The following is a 13,026-nucleotide window of genomic DNA, read 5'->3' on the forward strand; positions in this document are numbered from 1 at the left end:
CACGCTCGTTCCGGCAACGGCCGGCACGCGCCGGTCCGGCGTGCCGGCCGCCTTCCCGTCAGGAACGCGGCGTCGCCCGCCGCTCCGCGAGCGCGAGCACGTCGGCCCAGATCCCGTCGTCGACGACGATGCCGTCGCGCCGCTGCGCGATCCGCGTGCGCAGCGCGCTCTGCCCCGGATAGAGCACTTCGCGGCTGTCCTCCGCCAGCTCGGACGTATTCACGTAGTCGGCCACGCCGTCGGCGACGTGGTTCGTGAATGCTTCGCCGCCGAGCTTGCGCGGGTCGATCACGATGAAGACCTGCGAGCAGCCCGTGCAGCTTCCCTGCTGAATCGCATCGATCCCGTTCGTCGCGAGCCCTTCGGACAGCACCGCCGCGAGCACGTCGAGCATGATCGCGAAGCCCGAGCCCTTCCAGTAGCCCATCGGCAAGATGCGCATCGACGCTTCGATCGGGCCGGGCTCGGCAGTCAGCTTCCCGTCGCCGTCGAAGCCGGCGGGAAACGGCATGTTCCTGCCCTTGAGGCGGGTGGCCTGCAGCTTTCCGTACGAGTATTGCGACATCGCCATGTCGAGCACGATATGGCCCTGCGCGCGCGGCACCGCCATCACGAACGGGTTGTTGCCGACGCGCGTGTTCTTGCCGCCCCAGCCGGGCATGCACGCTTCGGTGTTGGTCCAGCAGATCGCGATATAGCCGCGCTCGGCCGCGTGCCAGCCATAGGTGCCGCCCCGCATCCAGTGAGTCGCGTTGCGCATCGCGACGATGCCGACGCCTTGCACGTCGGCAATCTCGATCGCGCGGTCGGTCGCGGACAGCGCGTTGAGAATGCCCGGGCCGCGATGGCCGTCGCACACCTCGATCGCACCGAATTGCTTGACCCGCTCACGCGCGCCGTCGACGTTCACCCATCCCTTGTCGAGATAGTCGACGAAGCGCGCCACGCGGTTGATGCCGTGCGAATTGACGCCGTCACAGGTCGATTCGGTATGCACCCGCGCACAGATTCCGGCGTCGCGTTCGCGCATCCCCGCGTTCACGAGCGCCGCGTGGATCGCGCGCTGCATTTCGTCGAAGGCAATCCGGGTCACGATGCATGTCTCCTGATGTTGGATATCGTTGTGTTCGATCCCGCTACTGCCTTCGAAGCGGCGCGCGGGATTCGCGCCGCTCCGGCTCGCCGGCGGCGAGCGATCGCATCGTGCGGCCGGCGCGACGCGACACGCGCGACACGCCCCGGCCGTCGATACGAACCGGTATCAGCCGCCCGCGAAATCGAGCAGGATCTTGCAGCTTTCCGCGGGATTGTGCTCGGCCATCTCGAACGCGCGCGCGACGTCGCGAAAGCCGACCTTGTGCGTGACGATGTGCTCGGGTTCGATCAGCCCGCGGCTGATCCAGTCGATCACCTGCGGGAACATCGCGCAATTGAGCCGCGACGCGGCCAGCGTCAGTTCCTTCTTCGTCAGCTCCGCCTGCACGATCGCCGACGGCTCCGACGAAAACCCGAGCACGCCGATCCGGCCCGCCGGCGCGGCGAGCCTCACGGCTTCCTCGAGAATCGACGGATGGCACACCGCATCGAAGATCAGCGTCGGGCCGCCGTCGACGCCGCGCCGTTCCAGCGCCTCCGGCAGCGGCTCGACGCTCGTGTTGATGATCTCGTCCGGCGCCGCGCCGCACTTGCGCGCGAGCTGCAGCCGCGCGTCGAGCCGGTCGGTGATGAACGCGCGAATGCCGTACACGCGCTTGAGCACCTGCAGGATCGTCAGCCCGACGGTGCCGGCGCCGTAGATCAGCGCGACGTCGCCCGGCAGCACGCCGGTGCGCGACGTCGCGTTCGCGGCCACCGCGAACGGCTCGACGATCGCCGCGCAGGTGTCGGCGATCGCTTCCGGAATCCGGTACGCATTGCCGGCCGGCACGCACGTGTACTGGCTGAAGCCGCCGTCGCGATGCACGCCGAGCACGCTCAGGTGCCGGCACACGTTGCGCCGGCCGATCGTGCACGCATGACACTGCCCGCAACTGATCACCGGATCGACCGCGACGGTCTCGCCGAGCCGCGCGGCGTCCACGCCGTCGCCGACCGACTCGATCGTGCCGACGAATTCGTGGCCGATGATGCGCGGGTACGACACGAACGGGTTCTTGCCGTGAAAGATATGCAGGTCCGACCCGCAGATGCCCGCATAGCGCACCTTCACGCGCACTTCGCCGGCGGCGGGCGCGGGCAGCGGCACTTCGCGCACGCCCATGCTGTTCGGACGATCGACAACGACGCTCAACATTTCGGTTCTCTCCTTCGGATCTTCGCCGCTCACCAGTTCCACATCGAACCGTCGCGCAGCCGGGCGACCGGCAGGTATGCGCGCTCGTACGGATATTTCGCGGCCAGCGTCTCGTCGATGTCGACGCCGAGGCCCGGCACGTCGTCCATCACCAGATAGCCGTCCTCGAAGCGGTAGCTGTGCGGAAACACTTCATCGGTCAGCGGGCTGTGCGGCATCAGTTCCTGGATGCCGAAGTTCGGCGCCCACAGCCCGAAGTTCACGGCCGCCGCCATGCAGACGGGCGACAGGTCGGTCGCGCCGTGGAAACCCGTGCGCACCTGGTACATCGCCGCGTAGTCGGCAATGCGGCGCACGTGCGTGATGCCGCCCGCGTGCACGATGGTCGAGCGGATGTAGTCGATCAACTGGTCGCGGATCAGGTCCTTGCAATCCCAGATCGAGTTGAACACCTCGCCGACCGCGAGCGGCGTCGTCGTGTGCTGGCGGATCAGCCGGAACGCGTCCTGGTTCTCCGCGGGCGTCGCATCCTCGAGCCAGAACAGCCGGTGCGGCTCGAGATCGCGGCCGAGGCGCGCGGCCTCGATCGGCGTCAACCGGTGATGCGCGTCGTGCAGCAGGTGCGGCGCATCGCCGACGGCGTCGCGCACCTTGCGGAACAGGTCCGGCGTGTGGCGCAGGTAGAGCGCGGTGTCCCACGGCTCCTCGGGCGGCAGCCCCTTCTCGGCCGGCTCGTACGCGCCGGCCGTCTTGCCGACGCCGTACACCTTGTCGAGCCCCGGCACGCCGGACTGCACGCGAATCGCGCGGTAGCCGGCCTCGATGTGCTCGCGCACCGCGTCGACCGCTTCTTCATGATCGCGCCCGTTCGCGTGGCCGTAGACCATCAGGCCGTCGCGGCTCTTGCCGCCGAGCAGCTGATAGACGGGCATGCCCGCCAGCTTGCCCTTGATATCCCAGAGCGCCATGTCGATCGCGGCGATCGCCGTCATCGTCACGGGCCCGCGCCGCCAGTACGCGCCGCGATACAGGTATTGCCAGATGTCCTCGATGTTGCGCGGATCGCGGCCGACGAGGCACGGAAACACGTGGTCTTCCAGATAGGCGCGCACCGCGAGCTCGCGCCCGTTGAGCGTCGCGTCGCCGAGGCCGTACACGCCTTCGTCGGTCACGATCTTCACCGTCACGAAGTTCCGGCCCGGACACGTGACGATGGTCTGCAAACGTTCGATTTTCACTGCGCTCCTCCAGCGGGCGTTTCAGTCGACAAAGTAATGCGGCGCGCGGCTGCGCACTTCCGGCAGATGCGAGCCGATCCGGTCGACGTGCATCGCGACCGACGCGCCGAGCAGCGCCATGTTGCGCGACGCGATGTGCGCGAGGATCTGCTCGTGCTCCTGCAGCGCGCGGCGCGCGTGATCCTCCACGCGATCGAGCAGCAGCCAGCGCACGCGGTCGAACTGGCGCTTCATCGGCTGCAGCATTTCCCACACGTGCGGCCGGCCCGCGAACGCGAACATCCGGCCGTGCATCGCTTCGTCGAGATCGAAGAACGCCTCGACGTCGCCGGCGGCCACCGCGTCGCGCTGCGCATCGATGATTCGCGACAGCTCCGCGAGCTGCGCCGGCGTGATCTTCTGCGCGAGCTCGACGTGGTTCGCGCATTCGAGCGTGCTGCGCGCGAAGCGCCCTTCCTCGAGGATCGACACCGGAATCGGCGCGACCAGCGTGCCGACCTTGCGGATGATCTGCACGAGCCGCTCGTCGGCGAGCTGCGCGAACGCCTCGCGCACCGGCGTGCGGCTGACCTTGATCGTCGCGGAGATCACCGCCTCCGACAGCGCGGTGCGCGGCGGCAGCGCGCCGCGCACGATCGCGTGGCGCAGCAGCGCATGCACCTGCTCCGTATACGACCGGCTCTCGTCCAGCGAGAACCCCTGCAACGCCGTAACGACGACGTCCTCTTCTTCCAGTGCTGCCGTTTCGCTCATGGTGGTGGCTTGATCCGACTCGATATCGATAACTACCATGGTACAGAAGCGATCCGATTCGGGCGATATAGCGTTTACACCGATAACTTCATCGATAAACTCGAAATAATCTGCACGGACTCCACCATCTACCATGGTACAAACCCGTTCAGATCGTCATGTCATCCGCCCCCGATTTCCTGCGCACCGCGCCGCCCGGCACGCGCCGCCCCCGTTACGACCGGCACGCGGTCCGCACGGGCATCGTCCATCTCGGCCTCGGCGCGTTTCATCGCGCGCACCAGGCGCTCCATACGGAGACCGTGCTGGAACAGGGCGACCTGCGCTGGGGGATCGTGGGCGTCGAGCTGCGGCGGCGCCATACGGTCGACCTGCTCGCCGCGCAGGATCATCTGTACACGGTGACCGAGCGCGACGGCGACGGCGCGCGCACGCGTATCGTCGGCGCGGTGCACGGCGCGCTGTTCGCGCCCGAATCGCTGCCCGCGCTGCTGGCGCTGATCGCCGATCCGGCCGTGTCGATCGTCAGCCTGACCGTGACGGAGAAAGGCTATTGCCGCCGGCCCGGTGGCGGTCTCGATCTCGACGATCCCGCGCTCAAGCAGGATCTCGCGACGCCCGATACCCCGCGCACCGCGCTCGGCGTGATCGCCGCCGGCCTGCGGCTGCGGCCCGCGCATGCGCCGCTGAGCATCGTGTGCTGCGACAACATGACGTCGAACGGCGACACGCTGCGCGCATTGCTGATCGACTACGCGGAACACGTCGACGGCGCGCTCGCCCGGCGCATCCGCGACGACGTCGCATTCCCGAACAGCATGGTCGACCGGATCGTGCCGGCCGCCACGCCCGAATCGCTCGACTGGGCGGAAACGCATCTCGGTGCGCGCGATGCGGCCGCGATCGTCTGCGAGCCGTTCTCGCAATGGGTGATCGAGGATCGCTTCGCCGGGCCGCGCCCGCGCTGGGAAGACGCCGGCGCGTACCTCGTCGCCGACGTGCGGCCGTACGAAACGATGAAGCTGCGACTGCTGAACGGCTCGCATTCGGCGATCGCGTATGCGGGGCAGTTGCGCGCACGCGCGACCGTGTCCGATGCGATGGCCGATCCGGGCATCGCGGCGCTCGTCGACGGCGTAATGACGCGCGACCTGCTCGCGACCGTCGACGTGCCGCCGGGTTACGACGCGCGCGGCTATTGCGCGACGCTCGTGCAGCGCTTTCGCAATCCGGTGCTCGCGCATCGCACCGAACAGATCGCGATGGACGGCACGCAGAAGGTGCCGCTGCGCTGGCTGCCCGCGCTCGGCGAAAGCGCGGCGGCCGGCATCGAACGGCCGTATCTGGAGCGTGCGCTGGCGCTCTGGCTGCACTACGTCGCCACCGCGCGCGACGAAGCGGGCCGCGCGCTCACGATCAGCGATCCGGGCGCGGCCGCGCTCAGCGCGGCGCTGTCGGCGGCCGGCGATGCCGCCGGCGCGGTCCGGGCCGCGCTCGGCAGCGCCGCGCTCGCCGGTGACGTCGCGTGGCCCGACGCGCTGATCGCCCGCGTCGGCATGCATCTGGCGACGCTGCGCGCGCACGGCACCGACGCGCTGCTCGCGCCGCTGCACGCGCGCTGAACACCCGCCCGGTTCGCCGCAGCCGTGCGAACCGCGCAATGCCCCCGCCCGCCGACGTCGTTGCCGACGCGGCGGACGATCGACGAGAACGAGACACGAACATGATGGCCGGCCCACCGGCACGAAGGAGACGGAGATGAAGCAGAAGTCGCAGGCGTGGTTCACGGTGTTCCTGTTGTTCCTGGTGTACGGCATCAACTATCTCGACCGCGTGGCGCTGTCGATCGTGGCGCCGATCGTGCAGACCGATCTCGGCATCGATGCCACGCAGATGGGCCTCGTGTTCAGCACGTTCTTCGTCGGCTATGCGCTGTTCAATTTCATCGGCGGGCTCGCGTCCGACCGGCTCGGGCCGAAGCTCGTGTACGTGCTGTCGGTCGGGCTGTGGTCGGTGTTCTGCGGAATGACCGCGCTGACCGTCGGCTTCGTGAGCCTGCTGATCGTGCGGCTGCTGTTCGGGATGGCCGAAGGGCCGCTGTGCTCGGCCGCGAACAAGATGGTCAACAACTGGCTGCCGCGCGACGCCGCCGCCACCGCGATGGGGCTGCTCAGCGCCGGCTCGCCGCTCGGCGGCGCGATCGCCGGCCCGATCGTCGGGCTGCTGGCCGCGCAGTTCGGCTGGCGGCCCGCGTTCTGGATCGTCTGCGCGATCGGGCTCGCGTGGGTCGTCGCGTGGACGATGTCGACGTCGGACCGTCCGGCTACGCCGGTCAACGCGGCACCGGGCGCGCCCGCCGCGGCGTCGGCCCACGCGGCGTCTGCCGGCGCGGCGACCCCGGCGCACACGCTGTCGCACTACGTGCGCCAGCCGCGCATCCTCGCGACGGCCGCCGCGTTCTTCAGCTACAACTACGTGCTGTTCTTCTTCCTGAGCTGGTTCCCGAGCTACCTCGTGCGCGCGCACCATCTGAACATCAAGGAGATGAGCGTGGCCACCGTCGTGCCCTGGCTCGTCGGCACGGTCGGCCTCGCATGCGGCGGCGCGATCTCGGATGCGCTCTACCGGCTCACCGGCAACCTGCTGCTGTCGCGCCGGATCGTGCTCGTCACCTGCCTGCTCGGCGCCGGCGCGTGCGTGGCCGTCGCGGGCGCAGTGCAGTCGACGCAGGGCGCGGTTGCGCTGATGTCGGTATCGCTGTTCTTCCTGTACGTGACCGGCGCGATCTACTGGGCGATCGTGCAGGACGTCGTGCATCCGGCCCGCGTCGGCGGCGTCAGCGGTTTCCTGCATTGCATGGGCAGCCTGTCGGGCGTGATCGGGCCGGCCGTGACGGGCTTCATCGTCGATCGCAGCGGCTCGTTCGCGTCCGCGTTCGTGCTGGCCGGCGCGATCGCACTCGCGGGCGCGGTGCTGGCCGGCGTGTTCGTGCGCAACGCGCGGCCGTCGGAAGTGCTGCGCGAGCGCGCCGCACACTGACGTCGCGCCGTTGTCCCGCGCAGCGCGAAGCCGCATTCGCTGGCGTCGCGCCGCGCGGTCGTGTCAGCCAATCATCGGACCCTCGAATATCTCCCATCCGATATCGCGATTTCCGCTATCGGTCGCGCGCCTCTAGACTGGCAGCGCGATGGCATGCTCCGCCGCGGCACGGCGCAGCGGCACGCCCCCAACAAAAACGATATCGGGAGAGCTCCATGTCCGACCGGCATGCGCGCCGCGACGCGCTCAAGACCCTCGGCCTCGCGGCCGGTTCCGCGCTGCTCGGCGCATCGCGCGTCGCGCAGGCGGCGACGCCCGAACCCGGCGCGCTGCTGCCCGGCGGCGCGACGCGCCTCGCCGACCTCACGCGCCGCCTGGCGGCCGCGCCGCGACGGCGTGACTTCAAGACGGTGCCGATGATTCTCGAACGGCCCGACCAGTGGGATCACGCGGCGCTCACCGAGGTGATCGGCTATCGCGGCGGCCCGAAGCAGGCATGGGACAACACCGAGCTCGGCGGCCCGTGGCTGAACCTGATGCGCAACGCGCTGAACGCGCAGATCTGGTCGTTCCGTCATCCGGACTTCCTCGTCGTGTCGGCCACGCACGGCACCGCGCATCTCGCGCTGTTCGACCAGACGGCGTGGGACAAATACGGTCTCGCGACATTCGCCGGCGCCGCATTCGCGACCAACACGCTGCTCGCCGCGAAGCCCGCGCAAGCCAAAGACCCCAGCGATCACGAGCTGGCCGACGGCGCGTTCTCATCGCACGACAACAGCATCGCGGCGCTGCTGCAGCGCGGCGTCGTGTTCCTGTCGTGCCACAACGCCATCTGGGAACTCGCGCAACGGCTCGACGGCGCGAACGCGAACCCGGACAAGCTGCCGCTCGACGCGCTCGCGGCCGACCTGACCAATCACGTGATTCCGTCCGCCATCGTCACGCCGGGCGCGGTCGGCACGCTGCCCGAGCTGCAGCTGGCCGGTTTCACCTACGCGAAGTGACGCGCACGATGACATCGATCCCCACGCATTCGCCGTCGCGACGCCGCTGGCGCGCCGCGCTGCCTGTCGCGCTCGCCACGCTCTGCTGCGCGTCGGCGGTATCGCTCGCCGCACCGGCCGCCACGGGCGACAGCGTCTTTCCGCCGTGGCAGGACGGTCGCAACAACGACGCGGCACATCGCGGCCTCGAATTCACGGTGCCGCAGGTCGACGTGCTCGCCGACTTCCACGGCGACCTCACCGCGCCGAAGCTCGTGCTGTACGTCGGCGGCAACTATTTCTTCGCGATGGCGCCGCTCGTCGCGCAGTTCGAGGCTGACCATCCCGAATACCGCGGCCGCATCTACTGGGAAACGATCCCGCCGGGCCTGCTCGCGAAGCAGATGCAGGCCGGCGGCACGATCACCGTCGGCAACATGACGTGGACGGTCAGGCCCGACGCGTATTTCGCGGGGCTCGGCAAGGTCAATGCGCTGATCGCGAACGGCACGCTCGAAGGCCCGGCCGTGCCGTACGTGACGAACCGGCTGACGATCATGGTGCGCGCCGGCAATCCGAAGCACATCGCGTCGCTGAACGATCTCGCGCGGCCCGACGTGAAGCTCGCGATGCCGAACCCGGCATTCGAAGGCGTCGCGCGGCAGATTCGCGCGTCGCTCGTGAAAGCCGGCGGCGATGCGCTCGCGCGCACCGTCTACGACGACAAGGTGCGCGACGGCACGACCGAACTCACGCACATCCATCATCGCGAAACCGCGCTGTTCCTGATGCAGGGCCGCGCGGACGCCGGCGTGCTGTGGCAATCGGAAGCCGCGCTCCAGGAACAGGTCGGGCATCCGCTGATGCACATCGACATTCCATCCGCGCACAATACGACGGCGATCTACGCGGGGGCGATGGTCAAAAATGCGCCGCACCGGGAAGCCGCGCGCGCGTGGCTCGCGTTCATCCGGTCGCCGGACGCGTTCCGGATCTTCGAGCGCTACGGCTTCGGCCGCTACGACGCGAGCGCACCGACACCGCCTGTCGCGCCGCAGCAGGCCCCGCCCGACGCGGGCTGACGCGCTGCGGCACGGCTGCGCGCGCAACAAGACAGACAACAAGGAGGGGACACGTGAACGATTCGTTCGACACACCGCGACGCCCGTTCGCGCCGCTGCTGCTCGCCGCCGCGGCGCTGCTGGCCGGCCGCGCGTACGCGGACGACGCGACGCTCGGCAAGACGCTCGCCACACAGGGCTCGGCCACGGGCGTGGCCGCATGCATCGGCTGCCACGGCGCGCAGGGCGAAGGCAATGCGGCCGCCGGCTTTCCGCGGCTCGCCGGCACGCATGCCGCGTACCTGTCCGCGCAACTGGCCGCGTTCGCCGACGGCAGCCGCCAGAATCCCGTGATGCAACCGCTCGCGAAACTGCTGTCGGCGCACGAGCGCGACGCGGTCTCCGCATATTTCGCGAGCCTGCCCGCGCCGGCCGCGATCGCAGCCGGCACCGCGTCGATCGAGCCGGCGAACACCGGTGCATGGCTCGCGACGCGCGGACGCTGGTCGGACGGCCTGCCCGCGTGCGCGCAGTGCCACGGCGCGGGCGGCCTTGGCGTGGGCACCGCGTTTCCGCCGCTCGTCGGCCAGCCGGCCGCGTACATCGCCGGCCAGTTGAACGCGTGGAAGCACGGCACGCGTGCCCCGGGGCCGATGGCGCTGATGCCGATGGTCGCCGGCAAGCTGTCCGATGCCGATATCGACGCGGTGGCCGCCTACTATGCGCGCGGCGGCGCCACGACCGGAGACAAACAATGATCGACCGCACGAAGCTGATCCGCCGCGCCCGCGCCGCGCTGCTCGGCGCGGCCTGGATGCCCGCGCTCGCGTACGCGGCCGCGCAGGACACGCCGGCCGCGGCGTCCGCACCGGCGGCCGCCCAACCCGCCGCCACGGCGAAGCCGTTCACGCCGCCCGCCGAAGCCGCGCTTCCCGCCGACGACTTCGGCAAGACCGTGAAGCTCGGCGAACAGATCTTCCTCCACACGCCCGAATACGCGGGCAAGTACGTCGGCAACAAGCTGACCTGCGCGAGCTGCCACCTCGATGCGGGCCGCCGCCCCGATTCGAGCCCGATGTGGGCCGCGTACCTGCTGTATCCGGCCTACCGCAGCAAGAACGGGCACGTGAACACCTTCGCCGAACGCCTGCAGGGGTGCTTTCGCTACAGCATGAACGGCAAGGCGCCGCCGGCCGGCGACCCGGTCCTCGTCGCGCTCGAAACCTATTCGTACTGGCTCGCGAAAGGCGCGCCGGTCGGCACGAAACTGCCGGGACAGGGTTTCCCGAAACTGCCGCCGCCCGCGCAGAAGGCCGATTACGCGCGCGGCGCCGCCGTCTACTCGCAGCACTGCGCGCTGTGTCACGGCGCGGACGGCCAGGGGCAATCGAGCGGCGGTCAGCCGGCGTTCCCGCCGCTGTGGGGCGCGCGCTCGTTCAACTGGGGAGCGGGGATGGGCGACATCCGCAACGCCGCCGGCTTCATCAAGGCCAACATGCCGCTCGGGCTCGGCGGCACGCTGACCGATCAGCAGGCGTGGGACGTCGCAACCTTCATGGACAGCCACGAGCGCCCGCAGGATCCGCGCTTCACCGGCACGGTGCAGGACACCCGCGCGAAGTTCCACGACACGCCCGACTCGATGTACGGGCGCGAGGTGAACGGCCGCGTGCTCGGCGCGCCGTGACGCGCGAGCGGCGCGGCCTGCGTGGTCACGGATGCCAGCGATAGACGACGATGCTCGACCCGTTGTAGTTGTCCTTCGTGATCACGTATTCGCCGGTCGAGCGCAGGTACGCACGGACGCCGTACATCGAGTCGACGTCGTTGCCGACGTCCATCGCCGACGTGTTCGAGTTCGTCAGCGTCGTGACGAGGTTGCCGGTGTTCAGGTCGTAGACGTCGATGTTCGGCACCGTGTGCACGTAGCCGACGAACAGGTAGTGGCCGGCCGCCGCGATCGACTTCGGGTTCGCGCTCGTCAGGTCGATCACCGGGTTTGGCGCGCTCGTGTTGCCGCCCTTCCAGCCGTGATAGACCTCGATGTGTCCGTTCATCGCGGTCCAGTCCCAGCTGCCCGAGATGCCCTGCGCGAGGATCATCGTGTCGCTGTCGGCCTGGTAGATGATCCGCGTGAGCGGCAGCACGGTGCGCGGAATCTGGATCTGCGCCGGCTTGCCCCATGACGGCTTGCCGGTGGCGTCGAAGCCGGTCATCGGATAGTGCGAAATGGTGTTGGTGCGGTCGAGCCCGGCCCACACGTCGCCGTTGTCGTCGATCGCGAAACCGGCCGTCACCTGCAGGTTCGTGTTGAACGGCTTGCCGGGGATCGAGCCGTCCGGAATCGCGATGTAGCCGCTCGCGCTGTTGAAGTGATAGAAGTTGAAGTTGCCCGGATTCTGGCCCGATGCGACGAGGATCCGGTTGCCGCCCACCATCGCGAGCTGGCCGAAATGCTGGCCGCGCTGGTAGTCGTTCATGTCGAGGCGCGGGTCTTTCGGATAGGTGAACGGATCGACCGTGTTCGCGACGAACGTGCCGCCCGCCGTGCCCGTATAGACGTTGTTGCCGCTGTAGAACAACGTGCCGTCGGTGACGGGGTCCGGCGCGGCGATCGCCTCGAAGTTCAGCGCCTGCAGCTTCCATTGCAGCGCGCCCGTCGGGCCGTACGCATGCAGGTCGGTGCTGCCGTTGCGCCCGAGATCCCAGCCGCCGCCCCACGCGTTGTTCAGCACGTACAGGTTGCCGGCCGCATCCTTGCCGATGCCCGCGACGCGCGTGAAACGCTTGTCGCCCACCTGCCCCTTGATGCCCGACGTGGTGTCGAGATAGCCGCCCTGCACGCCGAACGTGCCGACCTGCGTCGGCTGGCCGGCGAGCGTGTACATCTTGATGTTCATGTCGGGCCCTTCGTCGCCCACCAGCAGTCGCCCGTTCGGCGCATCGAAGTACAGCGACGCCGGCCGCGCCCCCGCGGCCATCTGGATCGTGCTCATCGCCGCGCCGGCCGGGCTGAACTGCGCGACCACGCCGGCGCTCTGGCGCGCGACCCACAGGTTGCCCGACGCGTCGAGCGCCAGCGCGCCGGGCCCCGCTACGCCGATGTCGCGCTGCCACACGCCGTCGGTCGTGTAGACGCGCACGCGGTTGCCGTAGAAGTCGCTCACGTACAGCAGGTTGCCGCCCGTCGCGAGGCCCGTGATCACGTCCGCGTACTGGATGCCCGTCCACGTGCTGACCGGAATGCGCAGGTCGCGCTGGTTCGTGCCGCGGTTGTAGCGCCCCACCGAGCCGCTGCCGAACGTGCGGTTGTAGCCGAGCGCGACGAACAGCGACGTCGCGTTGCCCGTGATCGCGCCGCCCTGGAATTCGTCGTGAATGCCGATCGTGCCGAGCGTCTGCCCGTTCTGGTAGATCGCCACGCCGCCCGCGTTCTCGTCCCAGCGCGACGCCGTGTAGATCACGCCCTCGGGCGCGACCCACAGCGAACGCGCGCCGTTGCCGACGTGCGTGCTCAGCGTGCCGAACGTGTTGGCGAGCCAGTCCGTCGAATACGACGTCTGCGCGTGACTCACCGACGCCAGCATGGCAATGCATATTCCGGGCAATACTGCGCGGATTCGTTTCACTAACATGAATGATGCTCCCGGACGATT

At 69.2% G+C, this 13,026-nt stretch carries 11 protein-coding genes; 6 read left to right on the forward strand and 5 right to left on the reverse strand.

Annotated features, from left to right (window positions below; genetic code table 11):
- Positions 1-58: 58 nt before the first annotated feature.
- The 4 genes from yiaK to DCN14_RS12540 form a co-directional block, all read right to left on the reverse strand.
- Positions 59-1,093 carry a 3-dehydro-L-gulonate 2-dehydrogenase gene (gene yiaK / locus DCN14_RS12525; protein ID WP_096507723.1) on the reverse strand — a complete coding sequence of 345 codons (1,035 nt, stop codon included), beginning with the start codon at positions 1,091-1,093 and terminating at the stop codon, positions 59-61.
- A 168-nt stretch (positions 1,094-1,261) separates the two neighbouring features.
- Positions 1,262-2,293: a Zn-dependent oxidoreductase gene (locus DCN14_RS12530; RefSeq protein ID WP_096507779.1), complete on the reverse strand. Its 1,032-nt coding sequence runs from the start codon at positions 2,291-2,293 to the stop codon at positions 1,262-1,264.
- Positions 2,294-2,322: 29 nt separating this feature from the next.
- On the reverse strand, positions 2,323-3,531 hold the full coding sequence (gene manD, locus DCN14_RS12535) for a D-mannonate dehydratase ManD (protein WP_096507724.1): 1,209 nt from the start codon (positions 3,529-3,531) through the stop codon (positions 2,323-2,325).
- 21 nt (positions 3,532-3,552) lie between these two features.
- A complete protein-coding gene (locus DCN14_RS12540; RefSeq protein WP_096507725.1) occupies positions 3,553-4,284 on the reverse strand; it encodes a GntR family transcriptional regulator in 732 nt (243 codons plus the stop codon).
- A 158-nt stretch (positions 4,285-4,442) separates the two neighbouring features.
- Between DCN14_RS12540 and DCN14_RS12545 the strand changes: the two genes are divergently transcribed.
- From DCN14_RS12545 to DCN14_RS12570, 6 genes are all read left to right on the forward strand, one after another.
- Positions 4,443-5,906: a mannitol dehydrogenase family protein gene (locus DCN14_RS12545; protein ID WP_096507726.1), complete on the forward strand. Its 1,464-nt coding sequence runs from the start codon at positions 4,443-4,445 to the stop codon at positions 5,904-5,906.
- Between the two features lie 136 nt (positions 5,907-6,042).
- On the forward strand, positions 6,043-7,323 hold the full coding sequence (locus DCN14_RS12550) for an MFS transporter (protein WP_096507727.1): 1,281 nt from the start codon (positions 6,043-6,045) through the stop codon (positions 7,321-7,323).
- Positions 7,324-7,538: 215 nt separating this feature from the next.
- Positions 7,539-8,330: a transcriptional initiation protein Tat gene (locus tag DCN14_RS12555; RefSeq protein ID WP_096507728.1), complete on the forward strand. Its 792-nt coding sequence runs from the start codon at positions 7,539-7,541 to the stop codon at positions 8,328-8,330.
- Positions 8,331-8,338: 8 nt separating this feature from the next.
- Positions 8,339-9,391, forward strand: coding sequence for a substrate-binding domain-containing protein (locus DCN14_RS12560; RefSeq protein ID WP_096507780.1), 1,053 nt, complete (start codon positions 8,339-8,341; stop codon positions 9,389-9,391).
- Positions 9,392-9,444: 53 nt separating this feature from the next.
- Positions 9,445-10,128, forward strand: coding sequence for a c-type cytochrome (locus tag DCN14_RS12565; protein WP_096507729.1), 684 nt, complete (start codon positions 9,445-9,447; stop codon positions 10,126-10,128).
- Positions 10,125-11,057: a c-type cytochrome gene (locus DCN14_RS12570; protein WP_096507730.1), complete on the forward strand. Its 933-nt coding sequence runs from the start codon at positions 10,125-10,127 to the stop codon at positions 11,055-11,057. Before DCN14_RS12565 ends, DCN14_RS12570 begins: the two co-directional genes overlap by 4 nt.
- A gap of 25 nt (positions 11,058-11,082) precedes the next feature.
- On the opposite strand, the gene DCN14_RS12575 is transcribed toward DCN14_RS12570, so the two are convergent.
- Positions 11,083-13,005 (reverse strand): SMP-30/gluconolactonase/LRE family protein, encoded by a 1,923-nt coding sequence (locus DCN14_RS12575; protein WP_096507731.1) that lies wholly within the window; start codon positions 13,003-13,005, stop codon positions 11,083-11,085.
- Positions 13,006-13,026 lie beyond the last annotated feature (21 nt).

The sequence above is a fragment of the Burkholderia sp. IDO3 genome (genome assembly GCF_003366075.1).
Classification (GTDB): domain Bacteria; phylum Pseudomonadota; class Gammaproteobacteria; order Burkholderiales; family Burkholderiaceae; genus Burkholderia; species Burkholderia anthina.